Source organism: Ureaplasma zalophigenitalium, from assembly GCF_025780055.1.
GTDB classification, from domain to species: domain Bacteria; phylum Bacillota_I; class Bacilli_A; order Mycoplasmatales; family Mycoplasmoidaceae; genus Ureaplasma; species Ureaplasma zalophigenitalium.
In genome coordinates, this window is record NZ_JAOXHJ010000002.1 from 42,308 (window position 1) to 63,278 (window position 20,971).

General features: G+C 30.5%; 12 protein-coding genes. 3 read left to right on the forward strand and 9 right to left on the reverse strand.

Annotation, left to right across the window (positions count from 1 at the left end):
- Window positions 1-176 precede the first annotated feature (176 nt).
- Genes der through uvrC form a run of 3 tightly spaced genes read left to right on the forward strand, consistent with a single transcriptional unit; the run spans window position 177 to window position 4,269 of the window.
- Window positions 177-1,514, forward strand: coding sequence for a ribosome biogenesis GTPase Der (gene der, locus OF365_RS01210; RefSeq protein WP_263817789.1), 1,338 nt, complete (start codon window positions 177-179; stop codon window positions 1,512-1,514).
- Complete coding sequence (locus tag OF365_RS01215; protein WP_263817790.1) at window positions 1,507-2,499, forward strand: NAD(P)H-dependent glycerol-3-phosphate dehydrogenase; 993 nt, start codon at window positions 1,507-1,509, stop codon at window positions 2,497-2,499. The genes der and OF365_RS01215 overlap by 8 nt, the downstream gene beginning before the upstream one ends.
- Before the next feature lie 3 nt (window positions 2,500-2,502).
- Window positions 2,503-4,269, forward strand: coding sequence for an excinuclease ABC subunit UvrC (gene uvrC / locus OF365_RS01220; protein WP_263817791.1), 1,767 nt, complete (start codon window positions 2,503-2,505; stop codon window positions 4,267-4,269).
- A gap of 62 nt (window positions 4,270-4,331) precedes the next feature.
- On the opposite strand, the gene OF365_RS01225 is transcribed toward uvrC, so the two are convergent.
- The 9 genes from OF365_RS01225 to OF365_RS01265 form a co-directional block, all read right to left on the reverse strand.
- Window positions 4,332-6,140, reverse strand: a complete 1,809-nt coding sequence (locus tag OF365_RS01225) for a Vmc-like lipoprotein signal peptide domain-containing protein (protein WP_263817792.1) — start codon at window positions 6,138-6,140, stop codon at window positions 4,332-4,334.
- 288 nt (window positions 6,141-6,428) lie between these two features.
- Window positions 6,429-7,247 (reverse strand): Nif3-like dinuclear metal center hexameric protein, encoded by an 819-nt coding sequence (locus OF365_RS01230; protein WP_263817793.1) that lies wholly within the window; start codon window positions 7,245-7,247, stop codon window positions 6,429-6,431.
- A complete protein-coding gene (locus tag OF365_RS01235) occupies window positions 7,207-7,896 on the reverse strand; it encodes a tRNA (adenine(22)-N(1))-methyltransferase (protein ID WP_263817794.1) in 690 nt (229 codons plus the stop codon). Before OF365_RS01235 ends, OF365_RS01230 begins: the two co-directional genes overlap by 41 nt.
- Window positions 7,883-9,232: an RNA polymerase sigma factor gene (locus OF365_RS01240; protein ID WP_263817795.1), complete on the reverse strand. Its 1,350-nt coding sequence runs from the start codon at window positions 9,230-9,232 to the stop codon at window positions 7,883-7,885. The genes OF365_RS01235 and OF365_RS01240 overlap by 14 nt, the downstream gene beginning before the upstream one ends.
- A 30-nt stretch (window positions 9,233-9,262) precedes the next feature.
- The gene (locus tag OF365_RS01245) at window positions 9,263-9,664 is read right to left on the reverse strand and encodes a hypothetical protein (protein WP_263817796.1); all 402 of its coding nucleotides are present in this window, start codon (window positions 9,662-9,664) and stop codon (window positions 9,263-9,265) included.
- A 141-nt stretch (window positions 9,665-9,805) separates the two neighbouring features.
- A complete protein-coding gene (gene greA / locus OF365_RS01250) occupies window positions 9,806-10,267 on the reverse strand; it encodes a transcription elongation factor GreA (protein ID WP_263817797.1) in 462 nt (153 codons plus the stop codon).
- Between the two features lie 58 nt (window positions 10,268-10,325).
- On the reverse strand, window positions 10,326-10,724 hold the full coding sequence (locus OF365_RS01255; protein ID WP_263817798.1) for an HU family DNA-binding protein: 399 nt from the start codon (window positions 10,722-10,724) through the stop codon (window positions 10,326-10,328).
- Between the two features lie 53 nt (window positions 10,725-10,777).
- Entirely contained in the window at window positions 10,778-11,503 is a 726-nt protein-coding gene (deoD, locus tag OF365_RS01260; RefSeq protein ID WP_263817799.1) for a purine-nucleoside phosphorylase, read from the reverse strand.
- Window positions 11,504-11,693: 190 nt separating this feature from the next.
- Window positions 11,694-20,969, reverse strand: coding sequence for a coiled-coil domain-containing protein (locus OF365_RS01265; protein WP_263817800.1), 9,276 nt, complete (start codon window positions 20,967-20,969; stop codon window positions 11,694-11,696).
- Window positions 20,970-20,971: the final 2 nt, after the last annotated feature.

Below are 20,971 nucleotides of genomic sequence, written 5' to 3' on the forward strand. Positions count from 1 at the left end.
AAAATGTAGTAGGTTTTTGTATAAACACTGCTAATCACGCTGATTAATAAAATCGATCAGTATAAAAAATAATGATGCTGATAAGTTTTACGAAGATAAATATGATGCATATTTCATTAAACGTGAACCGGTTCTTTTTTACTTTAATTAATTTATTCATCAAGGAGACATAATATATGCAAACAATCGCAATTGTGGGAAAACCCAATGTAGGAAAATCTTCCTTATTTAATAAAATCATCCGACGTAAACAATCAATTGTCAACGATCAAGCCGGAATTACGCGTGATCGAATTTATGGACTTGGTAATTGGTTATTAAGAGAGTTTATGTTAATCGATACAGGTGGGTTATTGGCAAAAACAGATGATGTTTATCAACCTGATATTATTCGTCAAGTCAATTTTGCTATCGACGAAGCTAATGTCATCATTTTCTTAGTATCTCATAAGGATGGTATCGATGCTAATGATATGATGATTGCAAAAATGTTGAAAAAAACAGCAGCAAATAAAAAAGTTTTGCTAGTTGTTAACAAATCAGAAAACAATATTAACAAAGAAAATGAGAACCAACTATATGCACTGGGTTTTGGCAAACCTATCTATGTTTCAGCTGAGCACTCAGTAGGAGTTGGTGATTTACTAGATGCTTTAGTAATCGATTTACCACCGAATCCGATTGATAAAGAAGATGATAATTTTGAATTTTGTATAATTGGCGTCCCTAATGTTGGAAAATCTTCACTTTTAAATGCAGTTTTAAATGAGGATCGTTCTATTGTTCATGATCAAGCTGGATCAACACGCGATAGTATTGATGCTATGTTTAAATACAATAAAAAAAATTATACAATCATTGACACTGCAGGTGTCCGTCGTAAGGGAAAAATTAGCGAGGATGTCGAAAAATATGCTGTATTGCGAACGCAAAAAGCTATTCAAAGAGCTTCTTTGATCTTATTCATGATTGATGGATCACAACCAATCAGCGAACAAGATGAAGTTGTCGGTGGTCTTGCTTTCCAAGCTAATATACCTACAATTATTGTGGTTAATAAATGGGATGCTGTATCAAAAAATGATAAAACAATGCAGCAATTTATTAAAAAAGTTCGTTCACACTTTAAGTATTTGTCATGGGCGCCTATTGTTTTTATTAGCGCTAAGGAAAATAAGCGAATTCACACTATTTTTGAAACGATTGAAATGATCCGTGAACAAAAAGATCGACATATTTCTACAAGTGTTTTAACTGATACACTAATACGGGCTAATGTTGCTGTTGACCCTGCATTACATAAAGGGGGGCGCATCCAAATTAGCTATGCTGTACAAGTCGAATCTCAAATACCCACTTTTGTGATTAAATGCAATAACCCTAAATATTTACACTTTAGTTATGCCCGATATATCGAAAACGAAATCCGTGCACGTTTTGGTTTCGATTGTGTTCCCATAACATTGTACTGACAAGATAAAAATAAAAAAATTCGGGGGTTAGAAAATGAGTAAGTACTTAATTATTGGTTCTGGAGCCTTTGGTTCAGCTCTAAGTCAACCCTTGCTTGCCAATCAACACAGCGTTGATTTTTATTCCATCAATAACGATGAGTTAGACGAAATTAAAAACAAGCAAACAAACCACATATATTTTGGTGATCAAAAATTTTTAGGAAAAATTAATCAAGTTTATAACAATTTAAACCATGCATTAGCAAACAATGATTATGAGCGAATTATTTTATGTGTTCCTTCGAACGCTTTAAGAGGTGTTATTGACCAATTAAAAAAGTTTGATTGTCAAAAAAGTGTTTTGATCAACGCTTCCAAAGGGATGGATTTAAGTAAATTACAGTTGTGAAGCGATGTCTTAGAACAAGAGATTGCTTGCGCAGGTGTTTTTTGTTTATCAGGACCTAGTTTTGCGGTGGAGGTTTTTGCGCAAAAGCCAACAAAAATTAACTTATTAGGGAATAATGAAAAACTTGGTCAAGCCATCATTGTTGACTTTAGTACACCCTGGTTTAGTTTGGCTTTTAGTACAAATGTTAAAAGTGCTAATTTTTTTGCAAGTATGAAAAATGTCCTGGCTATTGGTTGTGGCTTAGTCCAAGGGCTTTATGAATCTAAAAATGCCTTATGTGCTTATTTAACAAAAGGGGTTCAAGAAGTTTTATTGCTAGCTCATAAAGTTTATCAAACCCCGACTGAAGATTTTATTGATTATTATGGTTTAGGGGATTTAATTCTAACCTGCACTGATCAAAAATCACGAAATTTTCAATTCGGTTTACAGTTAAGCAAACAAAAAGCCAGCGTTTTATTAGCTCATAACAAAACAACAACGGAAGGATTAGATAGTTTATGTGGTGTTTATAATTTATTAAGAAAATACGACTTAAATGCCGTATGTCCACTACTTGACTATTTATACCAGGTTGTTTATCAAGATGCAATAACGATAGATTACGTGGAATTAATTTTTCATCAACAATAAAATATGCAATCTATTCCTATCTTAAAACAATTAGCTAATATCCCTAAACAACCTGGTTGTTATTTGTGAAAAAACATCCGCAACGAAGTTATTTATGTTGGGAAAGCTAAAAATCTTTTCGATCGTATGCATTCGTATTTTTATGAACACAATAATTTTAAAACCCAACAATTAGTCAAGCAAATCGCTACCTTTGATTATATTGTTGTTCAAAACGTAAATGAAGCATTAATTCTAGAAAATAATTTAATCAAAAAGCACAAACCACGTTTTAATATTTTGTTAAAAGAAGGTAATTTTTATCCTTATATTTGCATTACTAACGAAAAGCATCCCCGATTAATTTATCAACGAACTTATAACCCTAAGATTGGTATTTTTTATGGACCAATCGCTGATAAAACGAGTCATAAATATGATTTATTGATGTTGTTAAACAACCTCTATCCTTTTAAAAAATGCAAGCAAGGTGAAGACAAACCATGTATGTTTTATCATTTACAACAATGCATTGCGCACCATATTACTCCTGCAACCTTTAAAAAATATGATCAATTTAAAAAAGAGATAGCTACGTTATTCAAGGGTGATGTAGCTGGTTTAATTGCTAATTTAAAGACTAAAGAACAATTTGCGGCGAGTAAATGAGATTTTGAAAGTGCTAAGAAATATTTTAATCAACAACAAAGTTTGTTAAATTTACAAGTTGCTTCATTAGTACAATTGGATATCGAAAATAATTTTGATGTTATAGGTTATTATTTAGAAAACGATTATTTAATCATTAATATTTTTCATTACCAAGAAGGTAATTTATTAAGTAAGCATATTTTTTATGATAGTGTCGTTGATGATGATTTAAATGAAATTCTAGTTAGTTATTTAATCCAATACTACAGCCAACACAAAAAATCACGTTGTCTAATTTACTTACCAGACCAGGAATTAAGTTTGTTGCAAACATCCCTACAACAAGTCTTTGAAAGTCCTCAAAACAAAAAAGAACAATCCATCTTAGAGATGGCTGTTTTAAACGCTAAAGCTTATTATGACTCCCATTTAGATCAATTAATTCAAAATAAAAACAACTTACAAAATAATTGGCAGCAACTAGCAGCACTTGTTAAAATTCCTGATTTACAAACAGTTGAGATTTTTGATAATTCCAACATTTTTTTAGATTTGCCAATTTCGGGAATGATAGCTTATGTTAATGGGGAAATTAACCATCGTTTAAAACGTAAATATAATTTACAAACTAAAGAATTGCAATCAGATTATCATTTTATGTATGAGGTTATCAAGCGCCGTTATACTAATTTAGAAAATGCTGCAGATTTAATTGTTGTTGATGGTGGGCTTTTGCAAGTCAAAGCAGCCCAAAAAGCCTTAAAAGAACTAGGTCGTCAGATTCCAGTTATTGGTTTTAAAAAAAATGATCAACACCAAACCCATGCTATTGTTTTAAACAACCACAAAGAATATGTTTTTGATCGGCGTTCTTCTTTTTATAAATATTGCGCAAAAATGCAAGACGAAGTGCACAACTGAGCAATTTCTTTTTTACGCAAAAAACAAACTAAAAAAATGACCCATTCCTTTTTAGATGAAATTAAAGGTATAGGACCAAAAACAAAAGCTAAGATTATGCAATACTTTCGTGATATTGATCATTTAAAACAAGCTAGTTTGTCAAGTTTAGAACAGATCTTAAACAAAAAAACCGCCCAAACTTTATATACATTTTTAGAATCAATAAAAAAACATTAAAACAAAAAACAGGTGTTGACCTGTTTTTTTGTTTCGTTATAGTTTTTGACGATATTTTTGTGTTACTTACTTGTTGGTGCTATCGCTGGTTTCATAATAGAAGGAGTAACTAAGTCAGGTTTATTATCATCAACATACTTGTCTTGTTTTTTAAATTCTGCAAGACGAGCGCTTAAATCAGTCACAGCCTTTTGAATTAGAGTTAAACCTTTATTTAAAGCTTCCACTGGTTTTGAGTAATCAATTTTTGCTTTGTTAATTTCAGAATTTAATGCTAATACAGCGTTTAAAACTGCGTTGTACATTTTTTCGGCATCATTTGGTTGTTCTGTTTGGAAAATGTTTATTTCAGCATCTTGTTGGCCTGGTATTTTTTGAAACATTTGCGGATGTTTTGACATATATTCATCAGTAAACCCATATACTTCATCACCCACAACATCTAAATCACGATACTTATCAATAAATTTAGTTAGAATTTCTAATTTTTGTGCTAGTGGAGCCATTTTTTTATCTAATTCAGCTGTCATCTTTAATTTAGGTGCTTCAACATTTAATAAGTGATCTAATTCCACAGCCGTTTTCACAAATTCGTTTCATAAGTAAAGATTACCTTTTTTAATATCTTTGCCACCTGCAGCATCTTTTGAGTATGGATTAGCATATAAAGCGTATGAGGCTGTTGCTGGATCACTTGGTTCAGTACTAGAAACTTTTTCAACTCATGTCACTTTACCACGTTTTGGGAAACGACCTTCTCAGAAGGTGTATCCACCAATAGTTTCTGGTTTACCATTAGCATCTTTTTTCAATTCGCTATCGAAATCATGAACGTCTTTTTGAGTATTTAAAGTGATCATCTTGTGACCATATGTTCCTTCAAATTTGAAACGACGGTCTGGGTGAATTCAGGTCATTGCTTCACGTGCACCATCTAAGATTCCACGGTATTCAATCATCTTGCTATCTAATTCGCTTAATTCCTCAACTTTTTTTCCATTAACCTCATATTTTACAGTTACACGCGGTAAATTAGCTAAGTTAACTTCTCAGTGGTCACCAATTTGATCGTTGTGGTAGTGTAAGAATTGCAAACGGTTTATATAAAAGTAGTTAATTTGTTTTTCAAATAAGTTTTCAACAACTGTCGGCAAGCCATGAGTGAATGAGAATTTGGCAATTAAATAACCACGATCAACATCTGCTTTGGTGAATGTTACAATATTAGATTCAAAACCAGGAATATTTGTTAATAATCGGACGTTGTTCATATTGTCATAATAGAATTTAGGTTTATTAACATTGATGTTGATTTCTTCTCCTTTAGCATTGTAAATTTTACCATTTTTTTCATAAAGTCCAGCGTTACCTTCGCTATCGAATTTGTTTTCAATATCATTAGCTTCGTCTTCAGAAACGAAATTAATACGAACTTCTGCAATACTTGGTACGGGATCGGCTAAGTTAATGTTTTCAGTTGGCTTTTTAGTGACAACTAAATCGTGGGCTTGTCTTTCTAATTTTAAAACACTGTGGACATGTCCGTGCACACTTCCATCCGGGTGAACGTGTTGTCCAAGCGGTGGTTGTGGAACGATAAATAATGTAGAACCTGCAATTTCCGGCGCATTTTTATTATTTGATCATGGCATTGGTTTGAAAACATTTTTATTTTCTTTACTACTAGTAGTTCCTGTTGAGCCACCAGTAGCTCCTGTTGAACCTCCGGCTGTATTACCAGTGCCCGGTTTTTTCTTGTCTTTGTTATTGTCTTCAACTTTAGAACAACTTGCTGCAACAGCAGCAACTGATCCTAAAACGACAAGAGACGCAATGGATCCAAATAACAATTTCTTGTTTAATTTTTTCATAAATTTTCCTATCTTAAAAGCTATATAAATAAACTTAAAAATGTATATAAAATTGGTGTAATTTATTGATTTTAATTATTTGTTTTTCAAATAAATTACATAATAACCATAACACTTTTCACAAGTATGCAAAAAAAATTGGGTACTACAAAATTGCGATTTTTTTCATTTTTTTTATCAAAATGATTTTTTTATATAAGTAAGCTTAAAAGTAATTAAAAAACATGTGAAATTGCATTTTTTATGTTATATAAAAGAAAAAAACAGGAATGGTCCTGTTTTTCGATATTAAACTAAACGAATTTTAATTGGTTCAAACGCTTTATAAACACTTAGTTTATCTTTATATGCGGTTTCTAAAATATTAACGATTTCCATTACAAAAACATTTTCTGCCATGTGGTCCATGTCAATAATGTTTTGGTTTTTAGCTTCAGCATCAACTCAATCGTGGTGTTTTAAATCGCCACTTAAATATGTGTCCACTTTTAATTCATTAAAAACAAAATCAGCATATTTATATGAAGATCCAGCACAGATAGCAATTTTGTTTACTCGGTGGTTAACTCATTTATTATTATATTTAACCATCGGTGAGCGCACAGTCGACTTGATTACACGTGCAATAAATTCGATTCCAATACCTACTTTTGTTTCTGCAGTTACGATGTATGGGTTCTGTTCACATTGTTGAATATTCAATAAACCTAAGCCAATCCCTTTGTTATTGATATCATTTAATCAGTTCGCAATCGTCATATTCATCCCTTGGGGTGATTTATCAAAATTTGAATGTAAATTAATATGTGCAATCTTGTTTTGTTTTAAAAAATCAATAGCTTTTTGGTTAACATAATACGGTTTTTCCGCACTAACATCTTCACTCGTAAATAAGGGGTGGTGAGTAATAATTAAATTTGCACCATAAATTTTGGCTTCTTGTAAAACTTTATCAGTGATTTCTAAAGCTACATATACTAGATTAACTGGTTCATCATGTTCATAAAATAGACCAGATTTATCATCGCTTTCAATTAATGCAGCCGGGTATTTTGTTAATAAAAATTTATAAATGTCCTGTACTTTTAAAACTTGATTTTCTTTCATCGTTAATAACCTCTTTAATGTATTGTCATTCTTCGCGTAAATCATTCTTCACCCGTGTTAAGTCTAATTGCGATAAGTATGAATAACGCTGTTGTAAATAGTCTTGATACAACCTACTACCACTAGATAATAATGATTTACTAATATAATAATCTTTTTTTGTATAATCTGCTTTTTTATTTACCTGTTCACACGAAAAAAGGAAGTAAAAAAGGTTTTTTTCGCGAATTATTTGTTCTGTTTTAATTTCATAACCTTGATTATATAAATACGCGCGTAATAAGTGCGCGTCAGCATGTGGATTCAAAACAAAACGTGTAAATCCTTTTGGTTTATTTTCTAGGATACGGATTATTAATTGTGCCCCCATGCCAGCGATGCAAACAACTTTATCAGGTTCATTAATTTGTAAATTTTGCAAACCATCATTTAATATAAAAACAGCTTGCTTTAAATGCTCTGCTTGTTGATAATGCTTTTTAGCTTGGTTTAAGGGTTGTTGATTAACATCCACATTATAAATAAAACTAACTTGCTTATTTGCTAATAATAATAAACCAAGATATCCATGATCACAACCAACGTCAATACAAATTTTTGGTGAACCTATTAAAGATGCTAATGTTTGTAGTTTTTTATTTACCATCATTAATTGAAAGTAAAAAAGATTTTAGTTTTGCTGTTTTTGAAGGGTGTTTTAATTTACGTAAAGCCTTTGATTCAATTTGGCGAGCGCGCTCGCGAGTCACTTTGATTTCTTGACCAACTTCTTCTAGTGTATATGGGCGTTCATAGGGTGCTAAACCATAACGCATTTTGATTACTTTCTCTTCTTTTTCTAATAAAACCTTACGGAAGATTTCATTAATTTCGTCTTTTAATGCTCGCCGTTCTGTATATTTTTCTGGAGATATTAATTCATCATCCGAAATAAAATCACTAAATTGGGATTCTTCATCATGTCCAATTTGTTTGTCTAATGACACAGGGTCGACATTTAACTTTTTAATTTCTACAACTCTTGAAGCTGTAATGGGAGTTGTCGTTTTTAAAGTTTCTAATTTATTCATAGCAACAGCGATTTCTTCTGCTGTTGGATCCCGACCTAACTCTTGTACTAAAGCACGTTCTGTTTTAGTTAACTTATTAATCGTTTCCACCATATGTACAGGAATTCGAATTTGGCGAGCTTGATCAGCTATGGCTCTCGTAATTGATTGACGAATTCATCACGTAGCATAGGTTGAAAACTTATGCCCTTTTTCATAATCAAACTTTGAAATGGCCTTTAATAAACCTGTTGAGCCTTCTTGAATTAAATCTTCTAAATCTAATCCCCGGTTTAAGTATTTTTTAGCAATTGAGGTCACCAAACGCATGTTTGAGGTATACAATTGAGCTACACCGGTTTTATGAGTAGCTTCATCTTCGTCTAAAACCATTTTAGCATATGTTTCTTCGTCATCTTTTTTTAAAATCTTTGACTCACCCAACGTTCCTAAATAAGCCTTAATTCCATCGTCAACTTTTTCGCCTAAAGAGGAAGCAATCCCCATTTTTGACGAAGAGATTTCCATTGTGTCATCAATGCCTCACTCATCACGTTTTTTCGCAGCTGTCATTTTTTTATCTTTTTGGAATAATTCAATTTGTGTAACAGTGATTCCTAAACTTTGTAATAACGCAACGATTTCTTCATAATGTTCTTCTCGCAAAGAAAATTGAGCTAATCGGTCACGCAATTTTAAATATTTAATTGTGTTTCGTGTTCGTTTTTTATTTGATAATTCTATAACCATATCCATAATGATTTCATTAATATTATGGTCTTTTAATTGTAAAAGGTTGCGTGATTCTAAAATCCCAGCATCCTTTTCTTCTAAAATGTAGTTAAAAGCAAAGTCTTCAGCGAAGCTTAGATTGATTTTGTCGACTAATTCCTCACGACTGTGATAAACTGGTTTTGTTTGATCGTTCTTTTGCATATTTCTCTCCTCCTTCAAATTTTATATATATTAAAAATTGATAAAAATGTTAATTATTAAACAAATACAAATAATCACAAAAACTGTCGCACACGCGTATAAGAACCAAATAAATCCGTGGTAATATAATGAGCGATAAATATTTTTAATACTATTAATTCAACAACCCAACAAAAATAATAACGGAAAATACAAGCATGCAAAACCAGTATAAATCATGTATTGCGTCGGTTTTGTTAAATTGCTTTGCATCACAATATAAGCTTGTTGAATATTTAAATGTTCGGGTTTGCTAAAATGTAAAATAATCCCAAAAACAATACTGTATAACAAAATGATGCCTAGAATAATTCCCCAAGAAATTCCTAAACCTTTTTTGCTCCGTAAATGTTTTTCAAAACTAAAATACTGTTTGTGTTTTTGTTTCATCATAAGTAATCCATTCGTTTGTAAAATGTGTTGTGTATTTGTAAGTTGATTAATAAAAGAACCCCGCTGGAGTTCTTTTATTAATAAGCTATGGCAATTGGTTAGGGAACTCACTTAACCATTTGCTGGGAGAAATTAGTTAATTTATTTAATTTCTAAAACCTTCACTTTGTAAGGGTTGTCGATGTGTAAAGTTACACTTTCGTTAACTTTTAAGCCCACTAAAGCTTTACCTAAAGCTGATAAATTAGAAATGCGGTTTTTCATAGGATCAACATCGATTGTTCCTACAATGCTGTATTCTTCTTCTTGGTTTGTTTTATAATTGAAAATTTTCACTACATTCCCTAAAGATACACGATCCATAGAAATTTTTGTGTCATCAATTAATTCATAATCGTTTAAGATATCTTCGATTTCTTCTTTTCGACGATTTAGATTGGCTTGTTCGTTTTTTGCTGCATCATAATCCGCATTTTCTGACAAGTCTCCTTGTTCTCGCGCAGCTTGTAATTGGCGTGTAATTTCAGGTCATTTAATATTTAAAATATCGTGTAATTCCTGTTGTAATTCGCGTTCTTTTTCTTTTGTAATTGTGTGTTTCATAAGACTCCTTTAAAATAGAAAAATAGACCATTATATAAACTAACGGCCTAGATTAAAATTATTCTTGTTTTTCGATAATTGTTTCAGTAACAAATTCATCGCCACTTGTACTATCAATTTCATCTTCTTCATATTCAATTGAATCATCTGTTACTTGAAGATCAACATTGACGATTTCCTTAATACCTTTGCTAAACGCAAATTTAGGAACCGTTTTTTCTGGAATAATTAATTTTTCGCCAGTGAAAACATTAATTCCTTTACGTTCCTTACGAGTTGATAACTTGAATTTCCCAATTTTACCTAAACTAACTACACCAGTTCGTGCTAATTCAAGAATTAAAAAATTTTCGTAAGTTTCCAAAATTTGTTTTGTAGTTTTATTATCTTGATTGATCATTTTTGATACTTGGTTAATAATTTGCGATCTTGTTAATGGTTTTAATTGATTTGACATATATTAATTCTTTCCTTGGATGTGATTATTTTTATTATAGCAAATAATAAAAATTATTTTTTTAAGAAGTTAACTCCGGCATTCAAAGCGATTTCCATCATCTCTTTAAATGTTGTTGCTCGTTCTGCTGGGGTCATTGAGGCTTCAATGACTAACGAATCAGAAACAGTTAACATTGTAGCAGCGTTTTTGTTTAAAATTTGCGCGTTAGCAAACAACCCAGCTGATTCCATATCAACACATTGCGAATGCGTTCGTTTTTTAATTTCATCTAATGTTTCATGGCCATTATTATAAAAGACGTCTGAAGCGTGGCAAGTAGCTTCGATTAACGGATGGTTTAATTCTTGCGCACTTTCTTTAATTGCTTTGTAAATACTTGGTGTGGGGTACATATAGTTTTCTTCATCTTTTTTAGCTCCTATTAATTCGGGATATGTCGAGTCTGTATAAGCTTTGTTTACTAAGATTACATCACCTAATTTTAAATCTTCAACATATGCTCCAGTTGAGCCGACACGAATAATCGTATCAACATCATAGAATTTGAATAATTCATATGAATAAATTCCAATCGAAGGAATTCCCATACCGTGTCCCATTACACTAATTCTTTCTCCTTTATAATAACCTGTATAGCATAGCATTCCACGCACGTCGTTTACTAAAATAGCATCTGTTAAAAATGTTTCAGCAATTCAGCGGGCACGAACCGGGTCACCAGGCATTAAAACAACTTTGGCAATTTCGTCTTTTTTGGCATGAATATGTGGTGTCATAAATATATTTCTCCTTAAATTTTAAACATTATACTAATAATTATAAATTAATTAATGTTTAATCTTTGCAAGTATTAATGAAAAATGCTTAATTTTGCATTTTATTCGGTGATAAATCGTTAGTTTATATTCTTTAGTTGTATCGTTTAAAGAAAGAAAAAGCACCCTATTGGAGTGCTTAGACTTGCTTTTAACGAATTCTAAATTTAAAATTTACAATTCCTGAGTTAAATAAGTTTAATGATTTAAAGACATCATTGAATTGGGTTTGTTTTGGATCTAGTCCGTGAGTAATTAAATAAGTACCTGTCCGTGGATTAACAATAAAGTATCCATGGGTTTGTGTTAATTTTTTTTCCTCATCACGTAATAAGTATTTTTGTTTTGCTCCATCTATTGTGACCTGTTCAACGTTAATTAATGTTGCTGTTTGGTTGGCAGTTGGATTCGTGTTACGTTCTTTTAATCAAGCACCGATGTGATTTGAATTTGAATCAAAAGGGTTTTCTAGCATAAAGCGTGCAAATTCCACATTAGTTCATGTTTCCCATGTATTAGTATCGATTGTTTTATCTTTTTTTAAGCCAGCATATTTAATGACGTTATGTAATTCATATCAACTATTATACATGTAGATATTATGGTTGTTCTGATCTCAATCAAAAGCAAATTTCATATTAATCAATAACGCAGACGGCATTTGCGAACCTGGTACGATACTATTATTTTGTATTTTAAAGAAACTATCTTTTAAATAATTATACTCAGTTGATGATGTACTTAATTCTGCTGGCACTGCTACTAGAACACTTAATTCTTTATTATTAGGATCAACAGACAAGTGGATTATTTGTTTGTCACTATCTACTCCAATTTGAGAGAATTGAGACCTAACAAATAATGTATTAAACGAAAACTTAATTGAAGAATCTTCTGTATTAACTTGATTGTTTTGTGAATAATCAATTAATTTATGAGCTCCATTGTCTTCATTTTTTATCACTTCTTTTTTGAAGGCCTGAATAATTTTAGCTACAATGGCTTCTTGCGTTGTTTCTGTTCAATTTAATTCATCAGAGTTTCCGACAAGGACTTTTGTTTGATAACCAGTTTGTAATTGATTATTAACGATATTCGTAAAGATTGTTGATGTTCCAGAAATGGCAGCAATTTCGTTTTTTGCTTGGAATGCAACACTAATTTCAAAGTCTTGAGATTTTCAACCATTAAAATGTGCGAAATCAATTAATGATGATGGTTTGTATTCAAAATAAATTGTGAACTTTAAAATTCGTTCTCCTGGTTTATTAGGATCTAAATCCTGAATTTGACAATAAGTTTTATTTTTAACATCGCTAGTAGGATCGTAAGCAGGTTTGATTTTCACTCGTAAACTATTTGGATTAAACATAGAATTTGAATCAATTGCACTAAAGGCAAATTTTTCAAACATTCCCAAAAATTCTGTATTTTGAGTAATATCCATATCTTCGGTTGAATTTTCGGGTTGAATTTTCGCAAGTTTGTCCACAAATATTTTTCAATTTATATCTGCTTTTGGTTGGATTTCATTCATAGCTTGATTTGCTTTTTGTTCACCATTAATTTGGATATTATCCGGATGCTTAATTTGATAAAACATTAAATCTTTATGAAGATTAGCTAAATTATAAAAATATTCAATAAATAAATCTTGTTTTGAATTAATTGTGTCATCTGTAATCGGCGAAACACTTTCAATGAAAGTTAAATTTTCGTTTTTCTTTGTCTTAGTGCCATTAACACTAAAGGCACGTTTAATCGCATCTAAAGTGCTTGCAGTAATAGTTTGTTGATTGTGTTCATCTCATTTATCTGGAACTATTTTAGCAAGAATTTGTTCCTGAAAGTATTTCGAAACAATCTGATTTAATTGATTAAATAACATACTTGCATTAACTGATGTTGCGTTGCTATCAGCATTATTGCTAACGAATTTTTCTCATTGATTTGGCAGATTACCTGAACTATCTATTTTATATAAATTACCAGTGATCTCTTTATATTTTGTCGCTTGATATTTTTGATAGAAATTATTTAATGATTCTTTCAATAAATTAATGAATTCGTAAAAATTATTTTGGGTAGTTTTTAATTGGTCAAAATAATTTGCAATAATAGAAGCGTCAGTTGCATCATCGAATGTGGCTAATCCTTCTTTTAACACTTGATAGTTTGGTTGGATTTTTTGTGTATATAGTGAATATATTTTTTGTGAACCTAATTTTAATAAAGGGTTTTTGCTCGCCTCACTTCACTCACTAATTTCAAAGAAATGCATATATTCATATAAGAAACCAGCAGCAGGTTGAGTTTGCTTGCCAGAGGCATTCTGTAAACTAATATACTCATGTACATCTGATTTAATTGCTTGAATAAAGTCATTAACATTTTTCTTTGCTGCAACTATTAATGTTGCAGTTGGTAATAAATATGTATCCACAAAATCTAATGGTTCTAATGATGTATATTGATTATCATAAAAATCCTCTGCATTATTTAGAGCATCATTTTTAACGAATTCAGTCTCCAAACGTCCTTTGATTTCTTGCAACTTATCAAAAATAGCTTTAGTTTGTGTGTTTGTTAAATGATTTGGAGTACTAAATGCTGTTTGTTGAACAAAATTATTTACTTGATTTAAAGTGTTAATCACGTTTGTATTTTGAGTATTAAATAACGATGACAATTGTCTTGAATAAGTTGAGATTCCTGTTCGTAAAGTCTCATTAAAAGTTCGTAGATCAATTTCTGAGACTAGTTTATTAACGTGTTCTAAAACGACTTTTTGCACTTGATTTCATGTTTGATCATCAGTTTTAGATACACTTTGTGAATTAAATCTAAATTCATCTTTAGCAAAATAGTCATCATTAAACGTTTTAAAATTACTCAAAGCTGTTTCTAAAACGTTTAATTCCTGTTTGATTTTTGCTATATCAAACGATTTATTTGGGATGTCTAAATTAGCAAATAAAGCATTAATTCCTGTGTCATTTTCTTCGATTGCTTTGATTAATTTTTCTTGGGTTGATAATATTTTTTGGAATGATTGCATTTTGGCTACATATACTGATTTTATTGCCTGTGGAATTAATTCCTGATAGTATTGACGAATCGCTTTCTCGTCACGATTAACCGCATTAGCATTTTTTTCGTTTGCTGCTAAAATTATTTTATTTAAAGCATCATATGCTTTAATTACAGTTTGATCTTGTTCAGGCACAAATCTTCCATCAACAACTTTATTTAGATCATTATTTACTTTGTAAGCATAAACTTTTTCTGCAATAGCAATCATTTGTCGTAGATTATTAGCATTTTCATAACTTAAAACAATTGAATCATTATCTTGACTTGCTTGTTCGTAACTTGATAATGTTGGTTTCAAATAAATTGTTCGGAGTTTTTGAAACTGCGCAGTTGCGTCTGATGCTTTTTGATCTACTCCTTGTACTTTATCATTCAAGGCCTTTAACAATGTAGAAATCGCTGTTTTTTCTTGTTTTGTTAAGCTATCGTTATTATCCAAATTAAATTGCATTTGAGCACTTTCGTTCAGTAATTTTAAACGCGCTTGTTGAAATGCTAAACGTTGAATGCTATTATCGATTTGTGTTTTAAAACTATTTAAATCATTAATTCCTGATAAAGCGAATAAGGCTGAAGCAGTTTCGACATCCTGATTTTTAAATTCTTGAATTTGTTCAGCAATTTTTTCGTCAATCGGGCTAGCTGCATCGATAAAAATATTTGCTTCATTAATTTGATCGGCCAATGTTTTTAAATCACCAGATAAATTAATTAAGAATGATAATTTTTGCTCTTGTGCCTGAATTTCTTCGACTGTTTTTGCCAAATTATTTGCATTTTGAATTTTTCCTAGACGGATATCAATATTGGCAGATAAATTCACATAATCACGCTTAATAGCAATATATGAAGCATCTTGATCCATATATTTTTTTACTTCGTCATTTAAGGCAACTCGTTTAGCATTGATAGTTTTTGTATTATTAAATGCTGTGTTGATTTCGTGCAATATTTTGTCTAAGGCATTAGAAATTTTTGAATTGCCTTTTTCGTTTCCAGTTTTTTCAGCAATTAATTGGTTTTGCCGAGTTGGTAAAACATGGCCTAATAAAGAAGTTAGAGTGTTGATATCATTTTGATATCCTGAAAAATCATTCATTGCTTCTTTTCATAGTTTTTTTGTATCAGAGACATTTTTTAAAGTCTTTAAATAGCTAATAGCCTTAATCGCTAACACTTGATGATCGTCAATTACCGAAGCTATACTTCCGTCTAACCAATTCCGTAATTGTTGTCTATAAACAGCTTGGTTATCAATTCCATCCGTCCCATTAAAATCTAATTCATCAACAATTTTCTTTGCTTCAAGAACCTTTAAATGAGTTTGTTGAGCTCACTTCATATTTGTAATTGCTGTTTCCAATTTTTTTTGAGCTTCATTAATCGATGTAGTTGTAGAGGCACTATCATTATTAGCTCCTGTTTTCCCATAGACATTGGCGTGAATATCATTTACAACATGTTCAAAACGAGTAATATAGTCTTGTAAAATTTGTGAACTATCACCCTTGTTTTCTTTAATGGTAGCAACGATTTTTATACCTTCTTGAACTTTTTTTGCTAAGTTAATGATATTTGTTCGATTAATAATTAATGCGTTAATTTGTTTGTTAATTAATTTCAAGTTGTCTAATGTTGCACTTGCAGATTTATTACCTTCAAGTAACGGTTTAATTGCTTCATTAACTATTCGTTCTAGTTTTGTGTCAATTTCATTATTTGGATTATTCGCCTCACTTTTAATAAAAGCTAATCAATCAATATTAATCGCCACTTTATTTGTTAAACGTAGCCCTGCAATAGCATCTATATCAGTAATTACTTGCTGTAATTTCTTAGCTGATTTTTCAACATCCTCTTGCTTATAACTTAAATTTTTTAAACCCATATTTGAGTTCATTAATGCTAAATGAAGAGCCTTATCAGCATCATTATATGTGTTTGCTAATAAATGTGTTGTATGTTTTAAATTAGCCTTAACATCATCCATGTTGGCATTGTTATCATTTTTTTGTTCTTTTAACTTGGATATCAAATCATTTAATTCGTCTAAATGTGCCTGCGCATTTCCATCGATTTTTTGATTATTTGTAACAGTTGCCTTAATTTTTTCTAATTCAATAATAGATTGTTCAATTGAAGGTTTAGCATCAGTATAAGTTAAATCAGGTTTTTCAGTTAACGCTATAGTATTCGAAGCAAATGTTTGGGATTGTTTCCATAAATCTAATTGCGAAGCTGCGTTAATTTGAACAGTATTTAACTTTTGGTAACTATCAATGCGTGCAGCCATGGCTCGTAATTCTTGTAAAGTATGATCCTGACTATTAGCGAAATTAGTCATGAACTCTACAAACTCTCGTTTTTCAGCATCGATTTTACTGTAATCAGCTGTCGGATTATCAGTTTTTAATTGCTCATACGCTTGTTCATAAGATTGAATATGATTCAATAATAAATCTTGTTGGAAAGCATAAATTAATTTATCTTTATAAGCTTTTAAATCCTTGCTATTAGTTAAAGACTTGTGTGCATAAGCATCCTCAAAACTCTTTTTAACTTCATTGTAATGCTTAAAGGATTCGTGATTTGGTGCACCGTTTGGATCAATATTGTTTAATTCTGTGTCCAGACCACCTACTAAAATATTATTTTCCCGTTTAGAAACTCCGCCGATAACTTCGTTTTTAATTTGGTTATAAGTGTTGTTGTAGTTGTCTAATAAAGTCTGCTTTTCTTGTTTTGTAGCCTTGACATATGCTTGTAAATCAGACAAAGCTTTTTCTAATTCAGGAACTTGAATATTTTTATTAGAATCGTTATATTGTAAAAATAAGGCATCAATATCTTTGGCTTTTTGTTTAATATTAGCATTTAAATTTTTGTTGTTATCGTTATAAATTTTTCAGTTTTTTTCATCATCTGTTAATAATGAATCAAGCTGCTTATACTCTTCACGTAAATTAGCTTTTGCTTGGACGATTTTCATGATTGCATCTAAATCACGAATTTGATCACTAGCTTTTTTTGTTTGGCTAAACATATTATTACTAATCTGTTCCTGTAATTTGACAGCGTCAATCGGAGAAGATTGTAATAATTGCTTGTGTAGCTTAATAGCTTCTTTTAGTTTTATTTGCAACGTTTGATCATCGTTTAAAGTGTCAGCGATTTTTTGTACTTCAATTAGATTGGTTGATTCAATTCCCGTTTGTGCATAATCTTTTAATTGGTTTTTAATTTTATCATTAAATTGCGATTCTAGTTCAGACAAACCACCAGCTTGGTCTTCACTATAAATAGCATTTTGTAGTTTTTCATTATATGTTTCGATTCTATCGTGATTAAAAGCTAAGTCTAAATTATTGATTTGCTCTTCTAATCCGAACTTCGTAGGATTTGAAGCAGTGGGGTTGCTAATTAAATTATAAAAATCTTTTTGTGGGGGGATTTCATCACCACTTGCTAATAAATTAAATAATTGAGAGATGTTTTTACGAGTTGGATCAAAATTAGATATTGCTCCAACTGTAAATTTTTTGACAACTGATTCGTCATTATTATACTTCTGCACTTTTTCATCAAATAGCGCTTGTTGGTCTTCAATCTTTTTCACTAAAGGAACTATATCAGATAAACTCTTGGCATCTCTAAGTAAAAGGACCTTCTCTTCGTCAGTTAAGTCTTTTTGGCTAGCTCGTTCTTTTAATTCATTTAAACGAGATAATAAAGCTTTCGTAGCTGGAGAGTTATGAGGATCTTTAGGGTCGTTTAAATTGGCATTAGGATAGGTTTTTAGTAAGTCTCGTCCAATTTCGGCAATTAAAGCTAAGGTTTCATTATCCTTACGTTTTTCATTAGTTGCATCTACTAATTGAGCTAATTCTTTATTTAAAGCATTGATTTCTTTAATTGTTGTTTTAGGATTTTTTAATGTTTCAACAATAGTTTGTTTTAATTGATTAATCTGCGCAATCTCACCCTGTAATTTATTTTTCATAGTTGTTGAGCCATTATTAATCGCTGTAATTAAATCATTTGCACTTTCAACAGTGTTTGTAATATCTTTAATAGCTTGTGCATTATTTCGTAAATGATTGCTTTCATCTACATCTTTTTGCATTTGTGCAATCATATTATTAACATTAGCGATTGACCCACCATTGTTTAAAGCGTTTTCAATTTGTTTTTTAATATTTATAAATCGCTCTTTACTTGTTTCTAATGAGTTAATTTGCGTTTGCTCACTAGGCGAAAATGTATAGTCTGGAACATTTTTATCATTAAATAAACGACGAATGTATGTGTCATTACTTTCAAAATTACTATTTGTTTGAGTGTACACAACCACTACTTCATAAGTATTTAATAAATTCGTATATTCGTTAATTTGATTTCATAAATCTGCTGAAGTTATTGGATTAAAATCTTTTAACATCTGTAATGAAACTTGATTTAATTGTTCAAATTTCGTTTTAAAATCGTCTTTATTTATTAAATGTGGGTTTAAATTAGAAAGTTCAAATGCTACTTTATCATGCAAAAATTGCAATTGGTTGCGTAATAAATAACGAGTATTTTCTCATTTATTCTTAATTGAATGAACAGCCTTATTGGGTTCGATTTTAAAACTAATTAAATCTTGGTCAACATTGAATAATAACGAATTGGTTTGATCCAAAATTGGTTTATTATAATATTTATTAAATACAACCGTTGAATCATGGTAAAGATTTTTTAATGATGATAATTGATCTTTTAAAAGTAAAAGTGAGCTTTGGGCATTCAAAAGGTCAACTAATCCTAAGATTTCCTGATTGATTTTAGAAATAAAATCATCATGATTTTTGTAATCATTGATTATTTTATCAAGTTTTTGATTAAAAGCAATTTCTTGGTAAGCAGAAATTAAATCTTTCGTAATTAATTCACTTAGTTTTTGTTTGAATAAAACGATGCGTTGGTCAGCAAAACGCAATGCATTAAGTTCGTTTTCATATTTAAATTTAATATCAAGTAAGTTCGCACGATCAATATATTGACTATTAATTAATTTTTGAACTTCAGGTTGATTACGTAAATCATTAAATGGTTTACGTAAGTATTGTAGACGACTACCAACATATTCTAAACTAGCTACAAAATTACCAACAAGGTCAACATTAGAAATTTCATTATCTTTTAAAGATTTTACAAATTGCTCAAACTCGGCACTTAAAGTGTCCACTTGTGCTGCTGATGTTGTTTGATTTAATTCTAAAACAAAATTCTTATTATAAAAAGTAGCTAGGCGACTATATTCTTTGTGTGCATCTGTTTGAAGGTGTTTTTTAACTAATGAAGTATTTATTCGTTGCAAATCTTTGTAGTATAAATCAGCCATTTTTAGATTATTAGTTGATTTAAAATCATTTTCAATTGCAGCGATTTTGTCTGTTTGTTCAGATGTTAAGTCTAAGTTTTTCAAATCGTTAGCAAGTAGAGCAAACGCTTTTTGTAATTTATTGAAAACTAATACATGCGTTCGTTCAGTTAAATCATTGTATTTTTTCAAATAATCCGCATCTTTATTTGTTTCTAATTTTTCTATATTTTGATTTAAATTTTGCATCAAAATATTGAATTCATTTATACGGTAATCTTTGTCCATAGCTAAAGCATTGATGGCATTAACATAATTAATGGCTTCGCTAGCTACGGCATAAGAACCTAGTTTTTCGGTGTTAGATACTAAACTGCTTAGACTCACTTGAGGGCTATTTAAGATTGCAAATAACTTCTCATCTTGTTTTTGAATTGATTGGTTTAAAAGTTGATTAAAAGTTTGTAAGCTAACAGAGCGATTTTGCGCTGTTTCTTTTAAAAAGTTAGCTTGTATTAATTTTAAATCCACTAACTCATTAGCTAAAAAATCTTGTCGTAAATCTTGCTCTTGTAAAAAATTAACATTTTCCCGTAAAAACCCAATTAGCAATGGTAGCTGGTGTTCTTCAAATTCGTTTTTTAACAACTTTTCATGAACGCTTTGCATTAAAGCAATACTATATTTTGCTCTTTGTGCATGAATCGTTTTTAATTTTATAACCACATCTATCTTAGTATCATCTAAAATTTTTCATGTTTTTTCATATTCATTGTTTAAATTATGAAGATCAAGTTCTAAAGCTTTTGCTAACTGGTTAGCTTTTGTATGCATCTTTGTATAAACAGTGTATAAATACGATTTGTTTAAAGAAGCAAATTTTTCATGAATTAAAAGAGTTGTGGCGATTAAAGATGATGCACCAACTAAAAATGCTGATGCACTAATTAATAATTTTTTTGATATTTTCATAA